22 protein-coding genes and 5 pseudogenes are annotated in these 26105 nt (G+C 61.0%); 6 read left to right on the top strand and 21 right to left on the bottom strand.

Going from position 1 to position 26105, the window contains the following annotated elements; genetic code table 11:
* Positions 1–67: 67 nt before the first annotated feature.
* From A2G06_14595 to rho, 7 genes are all read right to left on the bottom strand, one after another.
* The gene (locus tag A2G06_14595) at positions 68–1321 is read right to left on the bottom strand and encodes a UDP-N-acetylglucosamine 1-carboxyvinyltransferase (protein ID ANA41273.1); all 1254 of its coding nucleotides are present in this window, start codon (positions 1319–1321) and stop codon (positions 68–70) included.
* 55 nt (positions 1322–1376) lie between these two features.
* Positions 1377–2231 (bottom strand): protein-(glutamine-N5) methyltransferase, release factor-specific, encoded by an 855-nt coding sequence (locus tag A2G06_14600; GenBank protein ID ANA41274.1) that lies wholly within the window; start codon positions 2229–2231, stop codon positions 1377–1379.
* Positions 2232–2256: 25 nt separating this feature from the next.
* Positions 2257–3324: a peptide chain release factor 1 gene (locus A2G06_14605; protein ID ANA41275.1), complete on the bottom strand. Its 1068-nt coding sequence runs from the start codon at positions 3322–3324 to the stop codon at positions 2257–2259.
* 19 nt (positions 3325–3343) lie between these two features.
* Positions 3344–4297 carry a hypothetical protein gene (locus A2G06_14610; GenBank protein ID ANA41276.1) on the bottom strand — a complete coding sequence of 318 codons (954 nt, stop codon included), beginning with the start codon at positions 4295–4297 and terminating at the stop codon, positions 3344–3346.
* Positions 4294–4992: an FAD-dependent thymidylate synthase gene (locus tag A2G06_14615; protein ANA41277.1), complete on the bottom strand. Its 699-nt coding sequence runs from the start codon at positions 4990–4992 to the stop codon at positions 4294–4296. Before A2G06_14615 ends, A2G06_14610 begins: the two co-directional genes overlap by 4 nt.
* A 90-nt stretch (positions 4993–5082) precedes the next feature.
* A complete protein-coding gene (locus A2G06_14620; protein ANA41278.1) occupies positions 5083–5280 on the bottom strand; it encodes a 50S ribosomal protein L31 in 198 nt (65 codons plus the stop codon).
* 145 nt (positions 5281–5425) lie between these two features.
* Positions 5426–6673: a transcription termination factor Rho gene (gene rho, locus A2G06_14625; GenBank protein ANA41279.1), complete on the bottom strand. Its 1248-nt coding sequence runs from the start codon at positions 6671–6673 to the stop codon at positions 5426–5428.
* A gap of 424 nt (positions 6674–7097) precedes the next feature.
* Between rho and A2G06_14630 the strand changes: the two genes are divergently transcribed.
* Positions 7098–7895, top strand: coding sequence for an IclR family transcriptional regulator (locus tag A2G06_14630; GenBank protein ANA41280.1), 798 nt, complete (start codon positions 7098–7100; stop codon positions 7893–7895).
* 28 nt (positions 7896–7923) lie between these two features.
* On the opposite strand, the gene A2G06_14635 is transcribed toward A2G06_14630, so the two are convergent.
* From A2G06_14635 to A2G06_14665, 7 genes and pseudogenes are all read right to left on the bottom strand, one after another.
* Entirely contained in the window at positions 7924–8232 is a 309-nt protein-coding gene (locus tag A2G06_14635) for a hypothetical protein (protein ANA41281.1), read from the bottom strand.
* A gap of 14 nt (positions 8233–8246) precedes the next feature.
* Positions 8247–8534, bottom strand: coding sequence for a hypothetical protein (locus tag A2G06_14640; GenBank protein ANA41282.1), 288 nt, complete (start codon positions 8532–8534; stop codon positions 8247–8249).
* 73 nt (positions 8535–8607) lie between these two features.
* Positions 8608–10895 (bottom strand): annotated as a pseudogene (locus tag A2G06_14645) (cell division protein FtsK).
* Between the two features lie 2 nt (positions 10896–10897).
* Positions 10898–12583, bottom strand: a complete 1686-nt coding sequence (locus A2G06_14650) for a ribonuclease J (GenBank protein ANA41283.1) — start codon at positions 12581–12583, stop codon at positions 10898–10900.
* Between the two features lie 6 nt (positions 12584–12589).
* On the bottom strand, positions 12590–12991 hold the full coding sequence (locus A2G06_14655; protein ANA41284.1) for a hypothetical protein: 402 nt from the start codon (positions 12989–12991) through the stop codon (positions 12590–12592).
* A 6-nt stretch (positions 12992–12997) separates the two neighbouring features.
* On the bottom strand, positions 12998–13177 hold the full coding sequence (locus A2G06_14660; protein ANA41285.1) for a hypothetical protein: 180 nt from the start codon (positions 13175–13177) through the stop codon (positions 12998–13000).
* Between the two features lies 1 nt (position 13178).
* Positions 13179–13881 (bottom strand): annotated as a pseudogene (locus tag A2G06_14665) (acyl-phosphate glycerol 3-phosphate acyltransferase).
* A gap of 277 nt (positions 13882–14158) precedes the next feature.
* Between A2G06_14665 and A2G06_14670 the strand changes: the two are divergent.
* Positions 14159–14602, top strand: a complete 444-nt coding sequence (locus A2G06_14670) for a single-stranded DNA-binding protein (GenBank protein ANA41286.1) — start codon at positions 14159–14161, stop codon at positions 14600–14602.
* A gap of 100 nt (positions 14603–14702) precedes the next feature.
* On the opposite strand, the gene A2G06_14675 is transcribed toward A2G06_14670, so the two are convergent.
* From A2G06_14675 to A2G06_14690, 4 genes and pseudogenes are all read right to left on the bottom strand, one after another.
* Positions 14703–15611, bottom strand: coding sequence for a hypothetical protein (locus A2G06_14675; protein ANA41287.1), 909 nt, complete (start codon positions 15609–15611; stop codon positions 14703–14705).
* Positions 15612–15958: 347 nt separating this feature from the next.
* The gene (locus A2G06_14680) at positions 15959–16663 is read right to left on the bottom strand and encodes a disulfide oxidoreductase (protein ID ANA41288.1); all 705 of its coding nucleotides are present in this window, start codon (positions 16661–16663) and stop codon (positions 15959–15961) included.
* An 11-nt stretch (positions 16664–16674) separates the two neighbouring features.
* Entirely contained in the window at positions 16675–17340 is a 666-nt protein-coding gene (locus A2G06_14685; GenBank protein ID ANA41289.1) for a thiol:disulfide interchange protein, read from the bottom strand.
* A 103-nt stretch (positions 17341–17443) separates the two neighbouring features.
* A pseudogene (locus tag A2G06_14690) lies at positions 17444–19251 on the bottom strand (aryl sulfotransferase).
* Between the two features lie 489 nt (positions 19252–19740).
* Here A2G06_14690 and A2G06_14695 point away from each other — a divergent pair.
* Together A2G06_14695 and A2G06_14700 are read left to right on the top strand one after the other, a co-directional pair.
* Positions 19741–21477 carry a histidine kinase gene (locus A2G06_14695; GenBank protein ID ANA41705.1) on the top strand — a complete coding sequence of 579 codons (1737 nt, stop codon included), beginning with the start codon at positions 19741–19743 and terminating at the stop codon, positions 21475–21477.
* Positions 21474–22129 (top strand): annotated as a pseudogene (locus A2G06_14700) (histidine kinase). Before A2G06_14695 ends, A2G06_14700 begins: the two are co-directional and overlap by 4 nt.
* Positions 22130–22366: 237 nt before the next feature.
* Here the strand turns inward: A2G06_14700 and A2G06_14705 are convergent.
* From A2G06_14705 to A2G06_14715, 3 genes and pseudogenes are all read right to left on the bottom strand, one after another.
* The gene (locus A2G06_14705; GenBank protein ANA41290.1) at positions 22367–23104 is read right to left on the bottom strand and encodes a short-chain dehydrogenase; all 738 of its coding nucleotides are present in this window, start codon (positions 23102–23104) and stop codon (positions 22367–22369) included.
* A 210-nt stretch (positions 23105–23314) separates the two neighbouring features.
* Positions 23315–25189 (bottom strand): annotated as a pseudogene (locus A2G06_14710) (fusaric acid resistance protein).
* A complete protein-coding gene (locus A2G06_14715) occupies positions 25189–25653 on the bottom strand; it encodes a transcriptional regulator (GenBank protein ANA41291.1) in 465 nt (154 codons plus the stop codon). The pseudogene A2G06_14710 and the gene A2G06_14715 overlap by 1 nt, the downstream one beginning before the upstream one ends.
* Positions 25654–25845: 192 nt before the next feature.
* Between A2G06_14715 and A2G06_14720 the strand changes: the two genes are divergently transcribed.
* Both A2G06_14720 and A2G06_14725 read left to right on the top strand, forming a co-directional pair.
* A complete protein-coding gene (locus A2G06_14720) occupies positions 25846–25956 on the top strand; it encodes a hypothetical protein (GenBank protein ANA41292.1) in 111 nt (36 codons plus the stop codon).
* A 63-nt stretch (positions 25957–26019) separates the two neighbouring features.
* The gene (locus tag A2G06_14725) at positions 26020–26103 is read left to right on the top strand and encodes a hypothetical protein (protein ANA41706.1); all 84 of its coding nucleotides are present in this window, start codon (positions 26020–26022) and stop codon (positions 26101–26103) included.
* Positions 26104–26105: the final 2 nt, after the last annotated feature.

Raw genomic sequence — 26105 nt, forward strand, 5'->3', positions numbered from 1 at the left:
AGCACGTCAGGGACCGGGGACCAGGGACCGGGGACCAGAAACGGCACCCTCTCCCCCTGCCGCCGGGTCACTCCTTTACACGTTGGATATCGGCACCGAGGCCGGCCAGTTTCTTTTCGATGGACTCGTATCCCCGGTCCAGGTGGTAGATACGGGAGATCTCGGTGGTATTGTCGGATGCCAGACCGGCAAGGATGAGCGATGCCGAGGCCCGGAGGTCCGTGGCCATGACCGGCGCGCCGGACAGCTTCTTCACCCCTTTCACGGTGGCGGTGTTCCCCTCAACCGTGATGTCGGCGCCGAAGCGCAGCAGCTCCGAGACGTGCATGAAGCGGTTCTCGAAGATGTTCTCGCTGATGACGCTCGCTCCGTCGGCCACGCACATGAGGGCCATGAACTGGGCCTGCATGTCGGTGGGGAAACCGGGATAGGGGCGGGTCTTGATGTTCACGGCCTTGGGACGGCGTGGCCCCTTCACCCGCACCACGTTATCACGATTGGTGATCTCCACGCCGGCATCCTGAAGTTTGAACACGAGCGCATCCAGGTGCTCCAGCTTCATGTTGCGGATCTTGATGTCGCCACCGGTGATGGCCGCCGCCACCATGAACGTGCCCGCTTCGATCCGGTCGGGCATGACGTCGTGGGCAACCGGCGCCAGCTCCTTCACCCCGGTGATCCGAACGGTGTCGGTGCCGGCACCGTCGATCCTTGCCCCCATCTTGATCAGGATCTCGGCCAGATCGATGATCTCGGGCTCCCGGGCGGCGTTTTCCAGAACCGTCTCTCCTGTGGCCAGGGCCGCCGCCATCATCAACTGCTCAGTGCCGCCCACGGTGGAAATGTCGAAGTTGATGCGGGCACCCTTGAGCTTTTTCGCCTTGGCCTCCACGTAGCCGTGCTCCAGCCGGATGTCGGCACCCAGGGCGGCAAGCCCCTTGAGGTGGAGGTTGATGGGACGGGCGCCGATGGCGCAGCCCCCGGGAAGGGAGACCCGTGCCCGGCCATGGCGAGCCAGCAGCGGCCCCAATACCAGTACCGACGCCCGCATGGTCTTCACGAGATCATAGGTGGCCTCCACGTTGTTCACGTGGGTCGTGTCGATCCGGACGATGTTGCCGTTTCCTTCCACCACGGCGCCCAGGGACTCCAGGACCTTGATGGTGGTATTGATGTCGCGCAGGAAAGGAACGTTACGGATCTCGTTGAGACCGGGGGCGAGGATGGTGGAGACGAAAATGGGGAGAGCCGCGTTCTTGGAGCCACTGACCGAGACCTCTCCGGTCAGTTTCTTTCCCCCTTTGATGATCAGCTTGTCCAATGGAATGCCTCTGTCGTGATAGTGTGTCGTGGCCGGGTCTGGCGCGAAAACCGGCCTACCCGATCCTTCCGCCGACCACCCGGTCGATGCCGGCGGGGTCTTGAGCGGTAAAACAGTCGCTGAAGCCGGCACGGGCGAACATGCCGAGCACTGCCTCCGCCTGGCCGATGCCCAGTTCGACCATGAGCCAGCCACCGGGATTCAGGTGCGCCGGGGCGGCCGGTACGATGAGCCGGTAGAAATCGAGGCCGTCGGCTCCTCCATCCAGTGCGGCACGGGGTTCGTACTCCCGAACCTCCGGCTGAAGCGCCTCCAGGTCGGCGGTGGGAATATAGGGGGGATTGGAGACGATCAGATCGAACCGCTGGTCCCCAAAGGGCTCGAACAGGGAGCCCTCGAAGAGGGTCACCCGCGCGCCGTGCCGTTCCACGTTCCGTTGGGCCAGGGCGAGGGCGCCGGGAGACTGCTCGACCCCCCACACCTGGGCGTGGGGAAGGTGCCTGGCCAGGGCCACGGCAATGCAGCCGCTGCCCACACCGATATCGAGCACCGTCGCGACGTGGGGGGCACGGCGGTGCGCCTCCTCCACGATCACCTCGGTGTCGTGCCGGGGGATGAGAACCGCCGGCGTCACGGCGAAATCGAGGCCGCAGAACTCCTGGGTGCCGAGGATGTACTGGAGCGGCTCCCGCTTGGCCCGGCGCGCCACGAGCCCGCGGCAGGCGGCAAGCTCCTCCGGGTTCAGGGGTTTGTCGAAATTGACGTAGAGCCCCACCCGATCGAGCCCCAGGGCGGCACTCAGGAGCCATTCGGTTTCCAGGCGAGCATTCTCGACCCCCTTTTCAGCCAGGTAGCCCCTGGTCCAGTCGAGAACCTTGCGAATCGTCCAGATTTCAGGCTTTTCCGCCATCTGCCGCCTCCGCTGTCCGGGCGGATCAGGCCGCTTCGGCCTGGGCCTTCAGGGCCTCCATCTGATAATGAGTCCGGAGCGCATCCACCACCTCGGCGATGTCTCCTTCCATGAGAGAGTCGAGGCGGTAGAGGGTGAGACCGATCCGGTGATCGGTCATCCGGCCCTGGGGGAAGTTGTAGGTACGGATCCGCTCGCTCCGGTCGCCGCTTCCCACCTGCTGTTTCCGGTCCGCGGCGATCCGTGCGTTCTGCTCCTGATGGAGACCGTCGAGGATCTTGGTCTTCAGTACCTTCATAGCCTTGGCCCGGTTCTTGATCTGGCTCCGTTCGTCCTGGCACTCCACCACGATCCCGGTGGGGATGTGGGTGATCCGGACCGCTGATTCGGTCTTGTTGACGTGCTGCCCGCCGGCCCCGGAGGCCCGGTAGACGTCGATCTTGAGATCGGCCGGGTTGATGTCCACCTCGATATCTTCGGCCTCGGGCAGAACCGCAACGGTGCAGGCGCTCGTGTGGATGCGCCCCTGAGCCTCGGTCTCCGGCACCCGTTGTACCCGGTGGGTCCCCGATTCGTACTTGAGCTTGGCAAATACCCCCTGCCCCTCGATGAGGGCCACGATCTCCTTGAAGCCCCCCCGCTCCGACTCCGAGGCGGACATGACCTCTACCTTCCAGCGGTTGCGCTCGGCAAAGCGGGAATACATCCGGAACAGGTCGCCCGCAAAGAGGGCCGATTCGTCACCGCCGGTGCCGGCGCGGATTTCCAGGATGACGTTGCGGTCGTCGTTTGGGTCCCTGGGCAGGAGAAGGAGCTTGATTTCCCCTTCAAGCTCCTCCTGCCGCCGCTCCAGCTCCTCCAGCTCGGCCTGGGCCATTTCCTTCATCTCAGGATCGGTCAGCAGCTCCCGGTTTCCCTCCATCTCCTCCAGCACCTTTTTGTACGTGCGATAGGACTCGATGAGCGGCGTCAGGTCGTTATGCTCCCGGGACAGCCTCCGGAATTCGGGCTGATTGCCGAGCACCGCGGGGTCGGCCAGCAACGATTCGAGTTCATGGTAACGTACTTCCAGCTCTTCTATCTTGTCGAACATTCACTGCGTCCTTTGTCGATTACACCACCAGACGGTCATCCCGGTAGCCGTCGTTCACTTCCAGGGCCTCGGTCATAGAGCGGATCGCCACCTCAACCTGGCTGTCGTCGGGTTCGCGCGTGGTGAGTCGCTGAAGCGCGAGGCCCGGGGCGATAATGAGCTTCACCAGTGGGTTCTGGTCATTTTTTGCGCTCCACTTGAGAAACTCGTAGGAAACCCCGGCGATGACAGGCAGCAGCACCACCCGGGCGCCTGCCTTCATCCAGAAGGGCCAGAGTTTGGGAATGAGCGAGAAGATGACGATGCTCACCAGCATGACGATGAGCAGAAAGCTCGTTCCGCACCGGGGGTGGAGGCGGCTGTATTTCTGCACCGTAGCCGCCGTCAGCTCATCGCCGGCCTCGAAGGCGTAGATGGTTTTGTGCTCGGCCCCGTGATACTGAAACACTCGCTCGATATCGCTCATGCGGGAGATGGAGACGATATAGAGGAGAAACACCACAACCCGGATGACACCGTCCACCAGGTTGAAAACGATATTGGACGAGCCGATGACCGGCACCAGAAGCTTGGTGAGATAGAGGGGCAGCACGAAAAAGAGCAGGATGCCGAAGCCGAGGGCAACCGCCATGGTTCCCCCCAGGGCCCAGGACGAAATCTCCTCCTTCTCCCCCTCTTCCTCCGCAATGGCCTCGTTGGCCGAGAAATTGAGCGCCTTGAGCCCCATGGCCAGCGAGGTAAAGAGCGCCACCGCCCCTCGGAGGACCGGCAACTTGACAACGGGATACCGTTCAGAGAGAGGGGGGACCTCCTCCCGCTTGACGGCAATATCGCCGCCCGGCCGGCGCACGGCAATGGCCATGGACCGGGGAGCACGCATCATCACCCCTTCCAACACGGCCTGCCCACCCACGTTGATCCGCTCGGCAACCAGGAGCATCTGCACCAGAAGCATTCTCAGCCGTTGCGTCATATGGACATCTCCCTGAAAAACCGTTTCACCTCCGCTGCTTTCCCGCAAGTCATGCTTCCTTCGGGGCAGGGGCCGGTCAGGCAGCCGGGACCGGCATCCCGGAAAATGGTGGGGGCAACGCCCTTCACGAGCCGCAGCATCTCCACCGCCAGCGCCCGGATCTCCCACTGGGCCCGCTCACAGCAGCGGAGGCAGAAAAAGTGAATGAGCTCACGGGCATTCATGGTCACTATGATCTTCGTCTCCGCGGCGTTGGGAAGGACGAACCGGGCATCCTCGGCGGGAACCCCGTCGTCCACCAGCGCCCGGTAGGCCTCGGCACAGGCCTGCATGGCCGTCTCGAACACCTGCCGGCGATTCTCCGTGGCGGACACGCTCCCGGGCACGACCCGGGGGAAGCCGTCACCGCGGAAGGTCACGTAGCGCTGGGACTGCTGGGAATAAGAGGCGATGCGGTGGCGCACGAGCTGATGGCTGGCGGCCCGGGAAATCCCCTCGATGCCGAAGGTGAACGATGCGTGCTCCAGCACCGACTGGTGCCCGAGCGACATGATCTTGTCGAGGAACGCCGTCACGTCCGAGGCGGAAAGCTTTTCCCGCAACTCATCGATGCCGACGGAGGCGTAGCAGAGCCGCGCCGCGAGCGCCACGGCGGCTTCAGGATCGGGAGTATGCCGGAGGAGGGCAATTTTCATACAATCGTCGCCAACCAGAGACTAAAAACAAAGGGGATTTCGCCCTGGACAAAATCCCCTTCCACTGGAACCGCATGGCCGGAGGCCATGTCACATGCCGTACTTCTTCCTGAAGCGCTCGACGCGACCGGCAGTGTCAACGAGCTTTTGCTTGCCGGTGAAGAATGGATGGCAGGCGGAGCAGATTTCAGTCGAAATCTCGGTTTTGGTGGAACGGGTCTGGAACGAGTTGCCACAGGCGCACTTGACCATCACGTCATTGTACTTCGGATGAATCCCTTCTTTCATATGGTCCTCCTTGCGGGGCATCGGCCCCGGCGTCATGAACACGTTTTATGTGCTGGAAAGATATGAATTTAGCACCCTGGTTTTATTTTTTCAAGGCTTTTTTGCCGACGCGGTCCGGGCTTGCGGTTGGCCGGCACCCGTGTCGCTACCTGCTCATGGAATCGAGAAACGCTTGGTTATCCTTGGTTTCGGAGAGCTTTTCCAGGAGGAACTCCATGCTGTCGACCACGTTCATGGGGTGGAGGACCTTGCGCAGGATCCAGATGCGATTGAGCGAGCTCTTCTCCACCAGCAACTCTTCCTTGCGGGTGCCGGACTTGTTGATGTCAATGGCCGGGAAGGTCCGCTTCTCCACCAGCTTGCGGTCCAGATGGACCTCCATGTTGCCGGTTCCCTTGAACTCTTCGAAGATGACCTCGTCCATCTTGCTGCCGGTATCCACCAGTGCCGACGCGATGATGGTCAGGGAGCCTCCCTCTTCGATATTGCGGGCCGCGCCGAAGAAGCGCTTGGGCTTCTGGAGGGCGTTGGCGTCCACCCCGCCGGTGAGAATCTTGCCGGAAGGCGGAAGCACCGTATTGTAAGCCCGGGCAAGACGGGTTATGGAGTCCAGGAGAATCACCACGTCGCGCTTGTGCTCCACAAGGCGCTTGGCCTTTTCGATGACCATCTCCGCCACCTGCACGTGGCGGGTGGCCGGTTCGTCAAAGGTGGAGGAGACCACCTCGCCCTTGACCGATCGCTGCATGTCGGTCACCTCTTCAGGCCGTTCGTCGATGAGCAGTACGATCAGATAGACTTCGGGATGATTTTCGGCAATGGAATTGGCGATGTTCTGGATGAGCATCGTCTTGCCGGTGCGCGGCGGCGCCACGATAAGCCCCCGCTGCCCCTTGCCGATGGGGGAGACGAGCTCCATGACGCGCATCGACATATTGTCCGGCGCGGTTTCGAGCTTGAGTTTTTTGTCGGGATACAGAGGCGTCAGGTTGTCGAACAGGATCTTGTCGCGAGCGACCTCGGGGGGCTCGAAGTTGACCGTTTCCACCTTGAGAAGGGCGAAATAACGCTCGCCTTCCTTGGGAGGACGGATCTGACCCGAAACGGTGTCGCCCGTATGGAGGTTGAAGCGGCGGATCTGCGACGGCGACACATAGATGTCATCGGGCCCCGGCAGGTAGTTGTAGTCGGGCGCCCTCAGGAAACCAAAGCCGTCGGGAAGGCATTCAAGAACTCCTTCGCCGAAGATCATGCCGTTCTTTTCGGTCTGGGCGTTGAGAATGGCGAAGATCAGGTCCTGCTTGCGCAGACTGGATGCGCCTTCAATGTTCAACCCCTTGGCAATGGCAGCCAGTTCGTTGATCTTCTTACCTTTAAGCTCCTGCAGGTTCATCGGCTCTCCTGTGCACGCGCATGAATCCGGGCGCATGCGAACGCTTTGCTGGACATGAGTATCAAAAGTGGGTATGTGGGCGCAATAAATGTGGGGAGGCGTTCCCTGGACGTTACTCTTTGTGAAGTATAGTGCGTATGCTGAAGTTCAGTATGAAACGTGAGACCGGCTGAGTGGTCCTGTCTCGAAATGAATTGCTGTGGGTATCTGCTGGGTCAATCGGCGGAGCGTGGTCGTACGGAATTCAATTAAACCGATTCCGTGGCATTTGTCAATAGCATTTATGCGCTCAATTACCTGTTGACGTAGACAGGACAGAGTCCTATAGTCCGAAGAATCAACGGTTTGGCACGGGCTCTCTCCCGCGCCCCTCCCCGGCCTCCGTGCCCGCAGGGAGGAATAATCCAACCAGAGGCGATCCACCGTGCAGAAAAAAGACAAGTCAGACTACATGATCCTGGCCGTTTCCCATGCGTTGGACCTGCTTGAGCAGTTTCATGCCGAGGACGCGGTCGAGTTGGGCGTCACGGAGATATCAAGAAGGCTCAAGCTTCATAAAAACAACGTATTCAGACTGCTGGCGACCCTCGAATCGCGCGGCTACGTGGAGCAGAACCCCTTAACCGGCAATTACCGCCTCGGCCTCAGGACTCTTGAGCTGCGCCAGTCAATGATCCGTCAGATGGCGCTGCTCCCCTACGCCAAGCCGGCCCTCGAAGAACTCGTGAAGGAATGCGACGAAACGGCTTATGTGGCCGTTCTCAAGGAGAATCTGAGCGTCTACCTCTACGGTGTGGAGAGCCACGCCACGGTCCGGGTCGTTTCGCGCCTCGGCTCGCGCCTGCCCGCCTACTGCACCGCCGCAGGCAAGGTCATGCTCGCGGGGCTTCCCGAAAACGACCTTGAGCGGTACCTCTCCCGGACGGAACTGGCCCCCTTCACCCCCAACACCATCATTGAGCGGGACAAGCTGCGGAACCACCTGAAAAAGGTGGCCGCCCAGGGGCATGCCATTGACAATGAAGAGTTGGAAATCGGCGTCCGCGGCGTAGCCGCCCCCATCCATGACTACCGGTCTGTGGTGGTCGGCGCGGTGATCATCTCGGGCCCTGCCATGCGCTTCACCGATGACCGGGTCCGCGACGAACTGACCCCCCTGGCGTGCCGGACATCCGAGGCCATCTCGGTCAAACTCGGGTATGCCGTGCCGGTGGGCCAGTGACGCCGCACCGTACCGCACCCAGTCCCCGTCACTCCCCGCTCCGTTGACCGACCCGCTTCCTGAGCACTATCTGGGCGACCATGTCGGCCAGGATCACGCCGGCAACCACGAGAAGCATCACACCGCTCCCCCGGTAATAGCCGTAACAGTTGAAAAACATGTACAGCGCGACCACCAGGCCGAGCATGCCGCGCATGCCGGCCGTGGAGTGCTCGGCGGCTTCCTCGTCGGGAGTGAAGTGACGCATGAGCGCCGGCGCCGCGTGGTAGCCCACGGCGGCGTCGGTGATGGTGAGCAGCAGGTTGATTACAAAAAGGGGCAGCAGGAATTTGTCCATGGAAGCAACGGCGCTCAGTCCGTATTGTGATAGAGGAGACGGTCAAGAAGCTGTTCATACTCGTCGAGCATCTTCCGGAGGGTACGCAACTCCTCGGGCGTGTAGACTGCGGGACCTTTGGCAATTTCCCGTTTGAGGCGCGCTATCCGCTGGTAAATGTCGTCCTTCCGGTCAGGGCAATTGTCCTGATAGAGAAGACAGGTGTCTTTCTCTTGTGCCGGGGCCGGTCCGTCAGCCGGCACGGCGGGAGCGGCGGACATCAGAAGCAGCAGGGCCAACCCGACGACCGTTCTGTAGCTCATGGGACACCTCCTTTTTCCGTCCGGCGAGTTCCGGGCACCTGCCGCGAAAACGGCTGCCGGCGGTTCCTGCCCGTTACAGCTTGTTGATGAACACTTCCCGCGGCTTGCTCGTGCCGTCCGAGGGGCCGACGATCCCTTCCTGCTCCATCCGCTCGATGATGCGGGCGGCGCGGTTATACCCGATCCGCAGCCGGCGCTGGACCATGGAAATTGATGCCTGGCGCGTTTCCGCCACGAGCCGCACGGCATCGTCGTAACGCTCGTCCACCAGATCCTCGCCGTCTTCGCCGTCCCCCTTGCCGCTGTCATCCTTCATCTCCAGAATCGACTTGTCGTAGACCGGCTTGCCCTGCTTCTTGAGGAAGTCGACCACCCGCTGGACCTCGGCGTCGGAGACGAAGGCGCCGTGAACCCGCTGCATCTTGGCGGTTCCGGGCGGCAGGAAGAGCATGTCGCCCATTCCCAGGAGGGCCTCGGCGCCAATGGTGTCGAGGATGGTGCGCGAGTCGATCTTGGAGGATACCTGGAACGATATCCGGGCCGGGAAGTTGGCCTTGATGAGGCCGGTGATGACGTCCACGGACGGCCGCTGGGTGGCGAGAATCAGGTGGATGCCCGCGGCCCGCGCCATCTGGGCGAGCCGCGCGATGGACTCCTCGATCTCCCTGCCGGCCACCATCATGAGGTCGGCCAGCTCATCCACGATGACGACGATATACGGCAGGTGACCGTGCTCCAGCTCGTCGTCCCTTGCCAGGAACTCCTCGATGGCGGCGGCCTCGTCGTCCGGGAGCTCCTCGGGCACCTCCTCCACAACCACGGTTTCCTGGGCCTTGAGCTCCTCGGCCTCCTTTTCCAGCTTCTCGATGGTCCGGTTGTAGGAATCGATATTGCGGACCCCCTTGTCGGCCATGAGGCGGTAACGGCGCCCCATCTCCTCCACGGCCCACTTGAGGGCGAGGGCGGCCTTCTTGGGGTTGGTGACCACCGGCAGGAGCAGGTGCGGAATTCCCTCGTAAATGGAGAGTTCCAGCATCTTGGGGTCCACCATGATGATCCGCACGTCCCGGGGGGTGGCGGTGTAGAGGAGCGACAGGATCATGGTGTTAACCGACACCGACTTGCCGCTGCCGGTGGCGCCGGCCACCAGCAGGTGCGGCATGCGGGCCAGATCGGCCACCACCGGCGCGCCGGCGATGTCCTTGCCGAGGGCCAGGGGCAGCTTGCACTTGCTGGCATGGAACTCTTCGCCGCTGAAGATCTCCCTGAGAAAGACCGTTTCCCGCTCCCGGTTCGGGATCTCGATCCCCACGACCCCCTTGCCGGGGATGGGGGCAACGATCCGGATGGAGAGCGACTGGAGCGCCATGGAGAGATCGTCGGACAGGGAGGCGATCCGGCTCACCTTGATGCCCGGGCCGGGCGCGAATTCATACATGGTGATGACCGGCCCCGGGCAGATCTCCACCACTTCGCCGTCGATGCCGAAGTCCTTGAGCTTCTTCTCCAGAAGCCGGGCGTTCATGGTGAGGATGTCCCGGTCGACCCTGCGCTCGGCCGCGGGCGGCGAATCGAGCAACGACAGGGGCGGAGTCCGGTGCTCACCCTCCATCTTGACAAAGTCGAAGGTCTCCTGGAGTGGTGCCTGCTTGGCGTCGTCCTTCTTTTTTTCCTTCTTGCGCACCGGTTCAGGCGGCGGCAGCGCAACATGGACGGGCTTGATCTCCGGCGCCTTTTTCTTCTCGGGCTTGTCCCCCGTGCCCATCAGTTGCCGGTTCAGCTCCTTCCGCTCCCGATGGCGCGTCCAGCGCTCCCTCAGGCTCCCTACCCACCAGTCGGCGAACAGGACGAAGGAGAACCGCGACAGCACCATGGCCGAGGCGGCCAGAAGCGGCAGGATGATCAGCAGTGCGCCGGTGATCCCGAAATAGGTCTTGAGGAACGAGGCGGTCTTGTACCCCACGGCGCCGCCCGTGAGAACCGGCTGGCCCAGGAACTCGGTCTTTGCCAGATTGAAGGCGAAGAGGGCCGCCAGCGATACCACGAGGGTGCCGAAGGCGACTCCCTTGTAGGCTTTCCAGCGAAGCTCCTTGAAACGCAGCAGCTTGTAGGAGAGAAAGAGGAGCCTGCCGGGATGGCGTAGGAGGCAAGGCCGAGCACCTGGAGCAGCAGGTCCGACAGATCCGCTCCCAGCCTGCCCCCGAAGTTGTGGAGCTGGCCTTCCGACGAGTAGGTGTTGAAGGACTGGTCCCCGGCGTTGAACGACAGGAGCGCGATGAGGATGAAAACTCCCAGGGCGCCCAGGGCCATGCCCTGGATCTCCTTTTTCAGTTTGTCCTTTTTATCGATCTGTTCGTCCATGCCTACATTTCCAGAATGACCGGCAGGATCACCGGTCGCCGTTCTATCGTTTTATTGAAGAAGCGTCTCAGAATACGTCGCACCTCCTGCTTGACCTCGCCCCACTCGCCCAGGGTTTCGATGTTCATGCCGGCCAGGAGGTCCAGGACGATCTTTTTCGTTTCGTCCAGATACTGCTGGCTTTCGTCCTCGAACACGAAGCCGCGGGAAACGATGTCCGGTCCGTAGATGACCTCGCCGGAAGCCTGGTTGATGGCGATGATCACCACCACCATGCCGTCCTCGGACAGGTGCTTGCGATCCTTGAGAACCACCTCGCCCACATCGCCGATCCCCTTGCCGTCGATGTAGACCCGTCCGCTCTCCACGGTGCCGGCGATCTCACCCCGGCCGTCGGCGAAGCGGATCACGTCGCCGTTCACCGCCACCAGACAGCGCTCCGCAGGCACGCCGACCCGCTGTGCCAGCCGGGCATGCTTGACCAGATGGCGGTATTCTCCGTGGACCGGCACGAAGTGGCGGGGCCGCGTGAGGTTGAGCATCAGCTTCAGCTCTTCCTGCGACGCATGGCCCGAGACATGGACCTCCGAGACCTTTTCGTGGAAGACCTCGGCCCCCCGGCGATAGAGATGGTTGATGAGGTCGGAGATGGTCTTTTCGTTGCCCGGGATGAACCGGGACGAAAGGATAACCGTGTCGCCGGCCTCCAGCTTGATCTGCTTGTGATCGTCCATGGCGATGCGTGCCAGCGAACTCATGGGTTCGCCCTGGGAGCCGGTGGTGATCATGCAGACCTGCTCCTTGGGAAGGTGCTGGAGTTCCTTCAGGTCGGTCAGGACCCCCTCCGGCATCCGCAGGTAGCCCAACTGCCGCGCGATGGCCACGTTCGCCACCATGGAACGCCCGTTGAGCAGCACCTTGCGGCCGCAGCGGACCGCCGCGTCCACCGCCTGCTGGACCCGGTGGATGTTGCTGGAGAAGGCGGCCACGATGATCCGCCCCTCGCAGCGGGGGAAAATTTCGTCAAAGGCCTCCCCCACCACCCGCTCGGAAAGGGTGTACCCCTCGCGCTCCACGTTGGTGGAGTCGGCCAGGAGCGCCAAAACCCCCTCGTCCCCGTAGCGGGAGAAGGTGGCCAGGTCGGTCAGTTCGCCGTCCACCGGGGTCTGATCGATCTTGAAGTCACCCGTATGGATCACCACCCCTTCCGGGGTCCGAATGGCCAGGGCGCAGCCGTCCACGATGGAGTGGGACACCCTGATGAACTCCACGGAGAAGCAGCCGAGCGTCACCACGTCGCGGGGTTTGACGACGTTCAGCTCCACCTCCCCCTCCAGGTCGAACTCCTTCAGTTTTTCCCGAATGAAGCCAAGGGTGAGGGCCGTGCCGTAGAGAGGGAGCGAGAGCTCCTGAAGAACGTAGGGAAGGGCGCCGATGTGGTCCTCGTGGCCGTGGGTGAGCAGAATGCCGCGCACCCGGCCGGCCCGTTCCCGCAGGTAGGCGATATCCGGGATGACCAGGTCGATGCCCAGCATCTGCGGCTCCGGGAACATGAGGCCGCAGTCGGCGACGATGATGTCTTCGCCGTGCTCGTAGGCCATCATGTTGAGGCCGATTTCGCCCAGCCCCCCCAGGGGGATGATGCGCAGCCCCCCATTATCCGTAATGTCAGCGGGTGCCGTGTCCATGGAGTCTCATCTCGGCCCGCCGCGTCCGGCGAGCATCGCAATCTTCATATCGCACCGGGCAATCCATTCGCGGCCCGGCTGAACGAGCCACGCGGCCGCGTAAAAGGAGCTGCGCAGTGCCCGGTAGGCAATGAGCGCCCGCTCCGTGTCGCCGACCTGCTCGAACCCGGCCCCGATCTCCCAGAGCCGGCGGGCCGATCTTTCCACATGGGGTCCCAGGGGGGTGTACATGTGGAGCGCCGCCTCATAGGCCGATACGGCAGCCATGACATCTCCCCGGCCCATGGCCTCTTCGCCTCGCAGAAACTGGGTGCGCTGCCGCCACAGGGTATTCCCGCCGATGAGCAGGAGCGAGATGAGGGCTATCGCTGTCACATTGGCAAGGACTGTTTTGATCTGTTCAGTCATGGCAGCCTATCCGAAAAAGTGCGGCACCACGGCCAGCAGAACGCCCATAAGGGCGGACACCACGCCGCCGAGCGCGGCAAGGGCAGCCGCCGCATCCCAGGGCCGCCGGAGCCGGTGGGCCGCCGGGAGCCCCCACGCCGTCGCCAGGAGGCCGCCACCGATGAGAACAAGGGACAAGGCGAACATCCTACCCCTCCAGCCCCGACTGAATGGCGGACCGCACCTGTTCCATGAGGGGCGTCCCCTTGAGGCGCCGGCACCGGAGGTCGGAATCGGGGTCCCGAACCGGACGGCGATCCTGGCACCCCGCACAAGCTTCACGGTATTGCGCGGGTTCACCTGCATGCTCCCGTTGATGGTGAACGGAACAATGGGCACCCCGGCCCGCTCGGCCAGGACAAATCCCCCCTTTTTGAACGGAAGGAGCGACCCGTCGGCGGTGCGGGTCCCTCGGGGAAGACGATGACGCTGGCCCCTGCCCTGATCCGTTTTGCCGCGGCATCGAGACTCCGCAGAGCCTTGCGGCCGTCGCTGCGGTCAATGGGGATGTAGCCCGCCCGTTGCATGGCCGCGCCGAACAGGGGGATACGGAAGAGCTCCTCCTTGGCGAGCCATGAGAAACGGCGCGGGATGGCCCGCGACAGGACGAGGATATCGAAGTTCCCCTGGTGGTTCCCCATGAAGATGACCGGTTCTCCCTGCGGGACATTCTCGGTTCCGCTCACTTCGAGGCGCACCCCGGCCATCATGAGGCCGATCCGGCTCCAGGCGAGGGCACAGCGGTGGGCAAAGCCGCCACTGGCATCCACCAGGCTCCCCACAAGGGCCGCAAAGCTGAAGACACCGGAGAGCGGAATAAAAAAGGCGAGGTAAATCAGTCCGTTAAGCATTGGTGGCTCCGGAAAAATATCCGGATAACCTTACTGTTTTTTGGCAGGGGAGTCAAACCAATATACGACCGGCGGAACCGGTCGAAAGCCCTTTGAACCTTCACCGGCGCAAATCCCCGGCCCGCGGGTACGGGGCCGCCACCCGCGAATTCCGCTACAGCGGCCTTCTGCCGGTCGCCCCAACAATCCATTGAACAAAGCGGGTGTTAGTGGTAGGGTACCCTCGTTCTTTCCACGCCTTGATCACCATCTTCATTTCCATATCAGGAGGTCGCATATGGCCAGTCTCAACAAAGTGATGCTCATCGGCAATCTCGGCAAGGACCCCGAGGTTCGCTACACGCCTGCCGGCACGGCAGTTGCCAGCTTCTCCCTCGCCACCAGCGAGAAATTCAAGAACAGGAACGGCGAATTCGAGGAAAAGACCGAATGGCACAACGTGGTCCTCTGGGGCCGCCAGGCCGAAATCGCCGGCGAATACCTGGCCAAGGGGCGGACCGTTTTCATCGAGGGGCGGCTCCAGACCCGCAAGTGGCAGGACAAGGACGGCCGCGACCGCTGGACCACCGAGGTGGTGGGCGAGCGGATGCAGATGCTCGGCGGCAAGGGCGAGGGGGGCGGCGGACGCGCAGGCGGACGCGGCGGCCAGGAGAGCGGCTTCGGCGGGGGCCCTGCCTATGACGAACCGGCCTTCAATCCGGATGATGACATTCCGTTCTGATGATCCCTGACAACAATTCGTGCAACAGAGCGAAAAGAGGCTGCAAGCATGACACCTTGCAGCCTCTTTTCACGTGATCCGGAAGAGGCGGCACGCCCCCTTAAAGCAGATCAAACACCTTGGTCAACCGGAGCTCGAAACGGAATCCGTCGGACGGGGCAGTCCCTTCGTACCAGCGGGCAAACGGAAACGTTGCCAACATCCCCACATTGATCCCCGCAGGCTTGTATTTGAACGCCATCTTCGGGCCGGCGTACCACTCATTTTTTGAATCCTTCTGCTTCACTCCACTTTTTTCGCTTTCGCCGTTCCACTCAAAGAGGGACTCGGCGCCAATATCGAAATAGTTGTTTACGGCATGGCTCCAGGAGGTGTTGCTGCGGAACCGGAGGGGCTTTCGATAATCATGGGAGCCCTCCGTAAAGGTGGCGATGGCGAGCTCCTGATCGAGGCGATGGGAGCCCAGGGCATAAGTGACCCCCACGCCGGCGGTGGCGCCCCATGCGTTATTGCCAATGCTGTCCAGGCTCTTGCTGCTGGCGTCCGTGGTCGGAACGACAAGTCCCACGTCGACAGCCACGCTGAGAGCGTCATTCCTGGATTGGTTCAGAAGCACCTTGTGCAGGGTCAGCGTGGTATCGCCGATCCAGTGCAACTCATCGGTTTTGCCCGTTGTCTTGTAATCTTTCTCGATGTAGTAGAGCGGCGTCGCCGTACGGATGTCGAGATCGGGCATGATGCCGTAGCGAAACTTCACGGTACCGAGGTTTTTGGTAAGCTTCACCTTCTCGTTGGCCTCACTGGCGCGATGACGCACACCATCACTCTCGGCGTACTGGTAGTTTAATACGGCGGCCAGCTTGCCCACCGGGAAATCAGAACCGGCCGGCCCGAAAACCGCCGCAGTCGGCCCAACGGGCTTGGGGACTGACACATCCGCGCCGGCAGGGTTGGCAACTGAACAGAACATCAACAGGCACATCGGGACAAGACGTTTCGCTCTCTTCACGCTACTCTCCTTTAACAGATCGTTGTGGCCCGATTCGGGGCTCGGGCGGTAATCACCGGCAACGGCAGTGCGGACCATCCGGCAGGTGCCGCTGGGAAGAGGCCGCGCAACCTTCTGCAAAGTCACCCGTGAAGAGACCCGTGGCCGGATATGCGTGCAGTTTCCACGCACAGGGCCACAAGGGCTTCCACGGCCAGCCGCATGGAGCTCCGGGGAGCGTGCGGCCCCACCGCTGCCTGATCAATCACAGTGGTGGCCGCACCCATCGTTGCTGGTTGTCTCTGGCGGGGGAATTTCCTCCCGGGCCGGCAGGCCGACCCGGGGGGATGGAGCCGCGATGACATCAGTCATCGTGCTTGGGTTGAATAGTTATGCGGCGATACTTCGTGGGTCTTGTGCTTGCGCCACAGGGTAAGCAGCCAGCATGCAGCGGCAACGGCGAGCACCAGCAGGCAGATGCCGAAGGTGATCAGGCAGGCCTGCGCCATGTTCATGAAATGCGAGGGCGGCCACAGGTACCAGCCATCCTGGTAGAAGTCGGTGATTGTTTTCTGCAGGTTGCTCAGCACAACGCCGTCAGGGATGATCGGGTTGTCGTAGCCGCAGTCGCCGGTCGGCTTGAACCATTCGGGGAACCACTTGTCCAGCGGCAGGTGAAACGGGAAGGTCGGCTCGGGATTGCATCCCTGCACGCCAAAGGGGTTGTCGCTGTGGGCTGCCTCGTGGATCTTGTTGAGCTTGAGGCTGTAGCCGATCCCCTGGATGGTCCCCCAGAAGGCCAGCGCGTATCCCACCAGCTTGAGGCCGATGTTTTTGGGGTAGATCGCCGCGATGATCCCGCCGAATGCCATGCAGAAGAAGGCGAACCGGATGTACACGCACTGCTCGCACGGCCTCATGTAGAGCCAGATCTGAAACACCGAGTGGGCCAGAATGACCATGAACAGACTCACTGCGGCCATCAGGATCCACAGAAACCGCTTGTCCTGCCAGCCGGCTATCGTTTGTATCGGGGCGGCCTTGAATGTGTTAAACATTTCCGTGGGCTTCACAACGCATCTCCTTATTTGCTCTTGAGTTCGTTGATGAGCTGCAGCATGGAATCGACGGAGGTGATCGATTTGGTCATGATCAGATACTTGCCGTTGACGACGAATGCGGGCACACCCTGGATCTTGGCGACTTCATAGGAGGCGTCCCACTCCTTCAGCAGCGCCTTGACCTTGGGGTCGTTCTTCTCTTTGTCGAATTCGGCTCTGGTCATGCCCACCGCATTGAGGCCCGTCTGCAGGTAGGCGTCAGGCCCCGCGTCCCAGCGCTCCTTCTTGTCATGGTAGGCGTTGTAGTAGGCCATCTTGGCCTTTTTCAGGAGCGACTTCTCGCTGTAAAGGTCTTTGTCCTTCAGCCCGTTCTTCTGATCCCTGACCAGCAGGACGGCAAACAGTTCGCTTCCTTGCGGGCCATACTTGCCCTTTGTCTTAAGGTGAAACGGCCTGAATTGAAGATCAGCCGGCAACCGGGGCACCACCTTGGGGGTCACCTGCTTGTCATACTTGTAGCAGAAGGGGCAGTCGTAGCTGAAAACCTTGATCAGGGTGTTCTTCGCGTTGGGAATCGGCTTTTTCAGCGTGACGTAGTCGCTCCCTTCGCTGAAGGCAAAACAGGTGCTGGCCATAAACGCAACGAGAGCGAGACTTTTGACCAGTTTTTTCGCTATGTTCCCGTACATTTGATTTCTCCTTGTGATTCCGCTTCGTTAGTGGGATTAACTTTCCATACAGGCTGCCCGCGAAGGAGCGGCCAGCTCCGTTGCGGGCAGCCTGTATGCTGTCTTAGTACTGGAAGAGAGTTTCAGGCTTTACCAGGTGGCTGCGGTAGTAGACCGCGGGCTTTTTGTCGTTGGACAGGACGAGTTCCACCTTCACCTCACCGGTCTTCGGATCGACTTCGTTGATAATCCCCTTGGTGCGCTCCGGGGACAACAGGTGGACGTTGCCGCTCAGCATCCAGTAGGTACCTTCTCGGGGTCATACTTGACGTTGGAAGTCACCGCGCTGTACCAGTCCCACCCGCGATCCTTGCCGAACTGCCATGTCTGCTGGACGGTCATATTTTTCTCGTCGATCTTGTACTCAACGGCCCTGGACCATTTGTCGCGGGGAATGGCCGGCTGCTCATGGCCGCGGCCATCGCCGTTATCGAACACGCTGATGGTGGCGTACTGCGCGTTGTTCTCACCCCGCTCGCTCAGCCACGCGGTGTGCTGGGTAAATGACCAGTCGAATTCCGTGTTGTTGCAGGTGGCACCCGAGCAGTCGAGCTTGTTCCCTTTGCTGTCGACCGGGGTCAGCACCTTGGCCGACATATCCTTTGTCCAGCCGACATTGGGGGCCAGAATCCATTTGACCTGCTTGTCGCGCCCGACCTTGACGATGCCCTGGTGGCGCATGGAGAGAATGATCGAGTCGTCCTTCTTGTCGTAGCTGATACTGTTGATGTGCGCCCAGTTGCGGCCGGCACCGGTGGATGTGTTGTCGCCGAACGGTATGTCCTCTTTCACCTCGACCGGGTGTTCGGCGCTCATGTCGATGTTCAGGCAGACGGCCCGGGCATCAAGACCGACGATCAGGTCCTTGCGGAACTGGTTCTTACCCATGATTGCGATCAGGTCCCACTCTTCCACCACGCGCCCCCCGTCATCCACTTCAATGACGTGGTCCCGGACGGTATGCGCCACCTCCTTGGTGCCGGGAATACTGTAGTTGGTCTTGGCCACGCGGAGCAGCATGTGGCCGTTGGGCATGGGGAGCACTTCGTGGCTCAGGTCGATGTAGCCGCGCGGAAGCTTGCGGACATAGGCCTGCTCGCCCATGAGGGTGTAACGGAAGTACTTCTGGGCCATGCCGAACACCAAGTCGCCGTTGGGCATCTGGTGCATGCTCATGATGCGCCCCTGATCGTCGATGGAGCGGCCATACTTGTCGTAGAACTGCTCACTGTCGAAGAACCACCGGATCTCGCCCTTTGTGTCAACCATGTAGAGCTCTGCCGGTTCCAGCCATTCGCCCGCGCCGTGCACTTTATGGTCGGGACGTGCCCAGGCCCATTCCTTGCTGTCCGCGTTTCCCATCATGGTCAGCATGTAGAGGCGACCCTCAAAGCCTTTGACCGCCTTTGCCGAGTCGACTTTCGGCTTGACCTCGTAGCGCCCCTCCTGCATGCGTGCGGTGAAGGGGTTGGTTCTTATCTTGTAGATAGTGCTTACCTTTTTGCCGTCCAGGGTGTAGTCGACCTTGACCTGATTGACATAATCGTCATAGAGGCCGAATACGGGAATGCCGTCGTGGTTCAGCAACGCCCCCTCCGACACCGGATAGGAGATGTCGACCCCCCCACCCGGTTTTCCCAGAACCGTGACCGTGATGTTTTTGGGATCCTTCCCTTCCCGCTCGATGATAGCGGTCAGTGGTGCGACCTTGTACGGGTTGACGATAACCTTGCCAAGCTCCCCCTGGGTTTCTTTCTTGCGTTCGAAGACGGCCGCGTGCCCCTCGGGAACATAGACCGCTGAAATCCCCGTGAGCAAGACTGCGCCCAATGCGGCAGAAGAAACCACTCCTCGCAAAACGTTCTTGACCATGTGAACCTCCGTGCCCTTTCGTTTTTGCCTACCAACCACAAGCTTATCCGTTCACCACACGCACCTTTGTAGTTTATTTAACTAAACCGTAGACAACATGTCAAGCCATTTTTTTACTTATTTATTTTATTGCCGACCAAACTAAACTTACATTAAAACGGCACGACATGGGACAGGGACAGAGTACGCCCCTTTTACTGAATCGGGCAGCGCTCGGCTCCCAGGGGGATAAACGAAATACGCGATTGACGGGGGAGGCTGTCGGCAATCTGCCGGGAGAATTTCCTTGGCGTGGTGTTTACATCCAACAGGTAATGGAGTAAACTTTTTAGTTGGATTTTAGCGTGAAACAAATTCCCTGGTTTACTCTATTGCCACGGAATCGGTCGCTGAAACGGCATTACGTTGCAACAGCAACCGGAAACGAGACACCAGCGAGGCTGGGAATCGGGGGAGGAGGAGCCCTTGCCCGACGGGGACGCCAAACACATGATCAAAACCATCGAAGGCAACAAAAACAGGATCATCACCGTCACGTTCATCCTGCTGTTCGGGATGTTCTGCTTCTTTTCCCTGGCAGACCTGCATAAACGCATGTCGGACTACCGCTTTTTCGCCACCAAGATAAACGCCATCATCCAGAAGACCTATGTCAGCGAGACGTCCTACCTTAACCTGCGCATGATCAATTACGTCACCGCGATCATAGATGAACGTGGCGTGACCAATCTCATCAAAGACAGGGACAGATCAGGGCTCAAAAAGATATTCGACCCGGTGTACTGGGATTTTGCCAAAAGATTCGTGCCTGTCATATCGCTGGTCATTGTCGATTCGGAGCAACATATTCTGTACCAGAAGCTGGACACGGCCCTGAAGATGCACGCAACCGGGCTCAAGTCCACTACCCTGGAAGCCGCCATAAAAGACAGAAAGCCCGCTTACGGATTTGAGACGGATGCCTTCCCCCTGCACTACAGCATATCGGTGCCCGTGCTGGACAAGACGACAAACAGGGTGGCGGGAGCGATCGAGGTGGGGATAAATCCAGCCTGGTTCCACTTCAAGTTGCGCTGGTTCCTGGACAACATAAAAACCGCCATAGTCGTTAAAAACAAATCTCTTGACCAGGAGACAGCCTATTCATCCCTTCCCGACGAATATGCCTTCATCGTCAACCAGGACCTGCGCAAGAACGACATCAGATTTTTCGAGTCAATACTGCGAAGAATAATCATGTCGAAGGATATCCTCGACTTGAAGGTCGGGGATCGCTACTACATCATCAGCACATCCCCCCTCCTTCTTACCCATCACAAGGAGGAAGCCGGCAGGCTCCTGGTCGCCTACGACATGACCGAGTTCAGAAACCGGCAATGGGGCTATATTTATGTCTGGCTCATCTTCTTTGCCAGCACCGCCTGCCTGATGCTCCTCGTGAGCTTCATCGGCTTCCGGAAGTATGAGCGGATCATCACCGACCAGGGCAAAAAGCTGGCCCATCGCTCCAAGCAGTGCGCCCTGGGAGAGATGCTCAGCTATATCGGCCATCAATGGCGGCAACCCCTCAACACACTGTCGCTCACGGTTCAGAACATCGAACTGCAGAACCGGCTCGGAAAGCTCGACGGCCCCATGCTCGAGAAGCAGGTCGCTCTGGCCAACAGGAACATCGAATACCTGACCCAGGTCATCGAGGACTGGCGGTCGCTCCTTATATCGGGAACTACCCGCCAGGTCATAGATCTGGCAGATTCGGTCAATCGCGCAATCGGCATTGTTGCGCCGGCCCTCGAGAGCTGCCGGATCCACGTGGACAATCGCATCACCGGCTCCACAAAAACTCTGGGCTTCGTCAATGACTTGGTACAGCTCACCGTAAACATTCTTCTGAACGCAAAGGACGCCTTGGCCACCCGTGAGGGAGCGCGGATCATTCAACTCTCCACCAGCGAAGAAGGCGACATCGTCACCGTCACGTTCCAGGACAGCGGGGGGGGAATCCCGGAGAGATTGCTTGAAAAGGTTTTCGAAGCCTACCTAACCACCAAGGATGATCTTGCCGGCACGGGCCTGGGGCTGTACCTCTGCCGGCAAATCGCCGAAAACCTTGACAGCGGGAAGGTCTGGGCGGAGAATCGCGAATTCGAAGTGGACGGCACCCGCCTTTTCGGCGCCTGCATCTCTCTGCAGTTCAAAAAATTATCCGAAGGAGTACCGGTTTGAACGTTGACGCGCTGAAAACCATGCAGGTAGTCTGTGTTGATGATGAGCAGGAAGCCCTTGAGCAGATGCACCTGGCACTGAACAGTTTCTGCAAGACCACCGTCTGCGTCAGCAGCACGGAGAAGGCCCTCCTGGCAATCGACGAACTCCGGCCGGACATTGTGCTCACCGACGTACGGATGCCCGGGGCCTCTGGTCTCGATCTGCTGGAGTCCGTGAAAAAGAAACATCCTTCCATTGCCGTCATCATCGTCTCGGCCCATTCCGAATCGGAATACCTGCTGGATGCCATCCGGCTCAAGGCTGACGGCTATCTGCTGAAGCCCCTCAATCTCTACGAGATGCTCGAGCTCCTCTCGAGCATAGCCACTCAAAAAACGATGAAAAAGGAACTGGACCACAAGAACTTCCTGCTGAGCCTCCTCAACTCCATCGGCGGCAAGCGGGTTCAGATCATCGAGTACATAATCAGCCACCTGGATGACGACCTCATGTTCCACGGCACCTATGACGAGGTGGCGGAAGCCTCAGCGCCAGCAAGCCGACAGTGGTCAACGCATTCCAGATCCTCATGGAGAATAATGTACTGACCCGCGTGAAAAACGGTGTCTACAAGATGAACACGAGCATCATCGGGAACAATGGCCACTAGCCCTCTACCCGTGCAGGACTCCATGCGGGAAGTGAAGTCCGCTGCCGTTCCTGCCGGCAGCTCCTGGGGTTCCTCTTGGGCTAGTGGCGGGTTCCCGGTCTTTTCGGCGTGTAGCGTCGAACTTCACGCCGGCCGAGTCCCCGCAGACGTACACGACTGGCCGGCCATCTTCGGGCTTAGAGAAGCAAAAGTCCCGGCATAGTCTTGCCGTATAGTTCTCCCTCGCCGCCCCCGGAACTACCCTCCGACCATTGCCCCGAAATCCCTCTCCACCTGCCGGGGATCCTTCTCAAGCATGGCATGGACATGCCGAGACATGGGATCGGGAAAGATGTACTCGTCCCCCATCTCCACACCTGCGAGAATAGCGGCGGCAACCTCGTCCGGTGTCGCCTTGGGCATCTCCTGCCCTGCTGTCATTTTGGTGTCGACCGGACCGGGGTAGACGCCGATCACCCGGATGCCCCGGGGCGCCAGCTCGGCACGGAGCCCCTGCAGCAACGAGTGCCCCGCGGCCTTTGATGCGCAGTAAGTCCCGTTGACAGGGAGATTGACCAGGCCGATGATGGAACAGACGTTCACGATGGCTCCTCCGCCTCTGGAGGCCAGCACTGGCGCAAACTCCCGGCACATGGCCAAGGTGCCGAAATAGTTGACCTCCATCTCCAGACGGGCGTCCTCCATGGCGCTGGAGCCCATGAACCCCACACAGCGGTTTATGCCGGCGTTATTCATGACCAGGTCCACGTCACGACACTGCTCCGCCGCCCCACGTACGCTGGCGGACTGGGTCACGTCCAGCTGGAGCGCCACCACCCTGCCATCTCCGCCCTGGACCAGGTCTGCCACCGTGTCGGTGCTTCGGGCAGCGGCGTAGACCTTGGCAACACCCTCGCCCAGCAATGCCCTGACCAGAGCTCCGCCGATGCCGCCGTTGGCACCGGTAACCATAACCGTTTTACCTTTGATATCCATAATGACTCCTTTCGTGGTGCGCAGTAACAATGCCTCCAAGGCATGCTTTCATCAGGGACCCCAACTGCCAGAGAAAGTCCTCGTCGAACCCCTTGAACCTCAGACAGGGCATCGAACGCTCAGATCTTCCCAACAGGTTCCATTAATCCGGTGACGAACCGATTCACCGTGCTGACCTTCGGCATGGCCCCCTTCTGAGAAACCCTGCCAAAGGGCCGCGTAGAGGGGAGTGGAAGCCGTTGTCAGTGCCAGTGCGATGTTTTCTCCCCGTCGGGCGGAATCTGCCAGTGCATGGAGCGCCTCGCGGATGACGCCGGCGACCGGCGTCCGGCCACCTTGTTCCCGCGACGCCTGGAGCCGCACGATGCACTTCCCCATGGCCAGGGCCGCGAGCCCCCCCTCCACAACCGCAAGGTGGTCGGCATCATATCTCGTGGCCATGGAAGCCATCCGCATCACCCGGTGATGCATGCGCGCCCGCAACCGTTCCTTCGCCACAGGGGCCTCCGCCGCCGCCAGGAGCCGCAAGTCATCCACGATGGCCTTCAACAGGGAACGGAGCCGAATCGCGGGATTGATCGGGACCAGGTACCGGTAGGCAATCCAGGCGCTCCCCACTCCCATTATCATCGCCACCGCGCCGAGGGCGAGGTCGGCGGGGAGAACGGCAATGGGGACTCCCGGCTGGGTGACGAAGATGAAAAAGAGCGTGGCGTCGGTGGCGCCGATGGCTGTTCGCCGGTACGACATGGCAAGGACGCCAAGCAGGACGAAGGGGGCGATGGCTGCGCCCATGACCAGCGGATCGGTTACCCCGGCAAGGAGTGCCACCCGGCAGACAACGGCGGCTGCCGAACCGATGGCCGCTCCGCAGAAAATCTGTCCCACAAAGTGGGCGGGATGCTCCTTGGTGGAAAAGATGCTGATCATGATCCCTATGGCCATGAGCATCAGGGGTCCCTTTGCCCAGCCGGTGAGTGCCCAGGTGCCCCCCACCACCCAGATGGTCCCGAAGGCGCGAAGCGCCGCCCGGCGGGCCTCCCGCCAATCCCGATGATGAATGAACAGGTTCGCTGGCTGCGGGGCGAAGGGGCCGGCCATGGTGCCGTCGCCGGCCAAAACGGGCCGGAGCGAGGCGACAATGTCGTTCAGGGATTCCCCCAACAGGGGGAGGTGCGTTTGTACCTCGGCCGCTGCCGCCGCCATTTCGGCGGTGCAGTTTACCGTTGTCGGGCTTTCCAGCCCGCGGGCGGCCTCATCCAGGCGCCGACCGAGCTGATCCCGCCAGCAGTCCTGGCGGCGGTCTCCATCATCGTGCCGGGAAAGCCCTTCCCCTGCCAGCCGCCCTACTGCCAGGAGGGAGAGAAGCGCCGCGATGAGTCCCTGGGCGTGGCGCTTCTGCTTCTTGAGCCGCAACGATCCGGCCCCGGCCGCGTCCAGGAGTTCCTCGACCTCCGCAATTCCGATGAGGATATCCTGCTCCCGCCGTGCCAACGCATACACCCGCCCCTGGCGCAGCAGCAGCGCCAGCCACGCGATGCTGTCCGCCGCAATCCGACGCAGGCGGCTTTCAAGACCGTCGCCGGACTGGCGGGGGGTGAAGAGGGCGGTCACCGCCGTTGACACGATGATGCCGACAACGATGCAGGCGACCCTCCCGAAGGCGATGCCCACGAGGTGGGGAGGGTTCTGGTAGGCGCTCATGGCCACCACCACGCAGGTACACGCCGCCATCATGAAGGCGTAGGAGCGCAGGCCGTACAGGAGGTTACCGACCCCCACGCACGCGGCGACCCAGAAGGAAAGCGCCATGGCAAGCACTAGGGGGGAATCCGTGGAGAGAAGGAGCAGGAGCCCCGCCGCGGAGCCGATGACCGTCCCGACCAAGCGGTAAAAGCTCTTCTCGAACAGGAGGCCCCGGGTCGGCTGGATAACGATGAGGGCCGTCATGGCTGCCCAGTAGGGGTTCTCCAGCTTCAGGTGCACGGCGACCGCCAGCGCCGCGAGGGCAGCAGCCGTTCCCCGGCCGGCACTGACCAGATGGGGCCAGTGTTGGTCGATGAAGCGGCGGATGACGCCTGACATCACCGTTTTCCCCTCCGCCGGGCATCACCCACCGTGGACTCCAGGCGCCCGATGACCTCCGCCACCCGGGCGATATCATCATCACTGAAGGGACTGAGGAGATCGTCTTCAAGGGTCGTCACCGTTGCCCGGATCCGGGTCACGACCTCTCGCCCCTCGGGGGTCAGGCGCAGGAGCTTTGCCCGGCGATCCGCAGCATCCTCCGACCGCTCGACAAACCCCTTGGCGACAAGGGTGTCGAGGAGCCGAACGAGGGAGGGGCCCTCGATACCGACGGCTGCCGCCAGATCCTTCTGGCGGCAGCCGTCACCGAGGAAATCGAGATGCAAGAGGGGGCGCCACGTGGCGTCGGTCAGCCCCGCAGACTGGAACTGGGCGTCGAGGATCTGACGCCACCGCCGCGTCAGGAGCCCGAGGCGGTACATGAGGGTGCTGCGGTCGATTGTCGCGTCAAATATGGTCATACACAATTAATAGCATACTATTTATTTGTCTGCGATTTATTTTCGGTATTCTCGCACTACCCTGTAATCACCCCCGGCGATTCCCTGTCGGGACAATACCCCTCTTTTCCAAAAAGCGCTTGCAAATCACCGGGTAGAACCGCATAGTTCCCATGCTCGGACATGAAGGTTCACGGAAAAGGAGCGATGGCCATGAAGATTCGCAAAAAGATTCTCGATTTCGAGTACGAAGAGGTTCTCGATGCCCGGACCCGGGAGTTGATCCGGGTCGGCTGCGCCGTGGCGGTGGGGTGCCCCACCTGACTGAAGAAACACTTCGCGGCCGCGAAGGAAGCCGGCGCCACGGACGCCGAACTGAAGGAGGCCCTGGCCTACGGGATCATCGCACCATCGGGGCGGGCCAAGAATTTCGTGCTGAACATGGCCGGGGAACTGGAACTCGGCGACTGACG

It is taken from the genome of Geobacter anodireducens, from assembly GCA_001628815.1.
In the GTDB taxonomy this organism is placed as follows: Bacteria; Desulfobacterota; Desulfuromonadia; order Geobacterales; family Geobacteraceae; genus Geobacter; species Geobacter anodireducens.

Excerpts from the sequence above, each read along its gene's own strand:
- A2G06_14615 (ANA41277.1), bottom strand. The coding sequence starts at position 4,992 with ATGAAAATTGCCCTCCTCCGGCATACTCCCGATCCTGAAGCCGCCGTG.
- A2G06_14655 (ANA41284.1), bottom strand. The coding sequence starts at position 12,991 with ATGACTGAACAGATCAAAACAGTCCTTGCCAATGTGACAGCGATAGCC.
- A2G06_14685 (ANA41289.1), bottom strand. The coding sequence starts at position 17,340 with ATGTACGGGAACATAGCGAAAAAACTGGTCAAAAGTCTCGCTCTCGTT.
- A2G06_14715 (ANA41291.1), bottom strand. The coding sequence starts at position 25,653 with ATGACCATATTTGACGCGACAATCGACCGCAGCACCCTCATGTACCGC.
- A2G06_14635 (ANA41281.1), bottom strand. The coding sequence starts at position 8,232 with ATGGACAAATTCCTGCTGCCCCTTTTTGTAATCAACCTGCTGCTCACC.
- A2G06_14610 (ANA41276.1), bottom strand. The coding sequence starts at position 4,297 with ATGACGCAACGGCTGAGAATGCTTCTGGTGCAGATGCTCCTGGTTGCC.
- rho (ANA41279.1), bottom strand. The coding sequence starts at position 6,673 with ATGAACCTGCAGGAGCTTAAAGGTAAGAAGATCAACGAACTGGCTGCC.
- A2G06_14620 (ANA41278.1), bottom strand. The coding sequence starts at position 5,280 with ATGAAAGAAGGGATTCATCCGAAGTACAATGACGTGATGGTCAAGTGC.
- A2G06_14695 (ANA41705.1), top strand. The coding sequence starts at position 19,741 with ATGATCAAAACCATCGAAGGCAACAAAAACAGGATCATCACCGTCACG.
- A2G06_14600 (ANA41274.1), bottom strand. The coding sequence starts at position 2,231 with ATGGCGGAAAAGCCTGAAATCTGGACGATTCGCAAGGTTCTCGACTGG.
- A2G06_14605 (ANA41275.1), bottom strand. The coding sequence starts at position 3,324 with ATGTTCGACAAGATAGAAGAGCTGGAAGTACGTTACCATGAACTCGAA.
- A2G06_14650 (ANA41283.1), bottom strand. The coding sequence starts at position 12,583 with ATGGACACGGCACCCGCTGACATTACGGATAATGGGGGGCTGCGCATC.
- A2G06_14640 (ANA41282.1), bottom strand. The coding sequence starts at position 8,534 with ATGAGCTACAGAACGGTCGTCGGGTTGGCCCTGCTGCTTCTGATGTCC.
- A2G06_14705 (ANA41290.1), bottom strand. The coding sequence starts at position 23,104 with ATGGATATCAAAGGTAAAACGGTTATGGTTACCGGTGCCAACGGCGGC.
- A2G06_14670 (ANA41286.1), top strand. The coding sequence starts at position 14,159 with ATGGCCAGTCTCAACAAAGTGATGCTCATCGGCAATCTCGGCAAGGAC.
- A2G06_14720 (ANA41292.1), top strand. The coding sequence starts at position 25,846 with ATGAAGATTCGCAAAAAGATTCTCGATTTCGAGTACGAAGAGGTTCTC.
- A2G06_14660 (ANA41285.1), bottom strand. The coding sequence starts at position 13,177 with ATGTTCGCCTTGTCCCTTGTTCTCATCGGTGGCGGCCTCCTGGCGACG.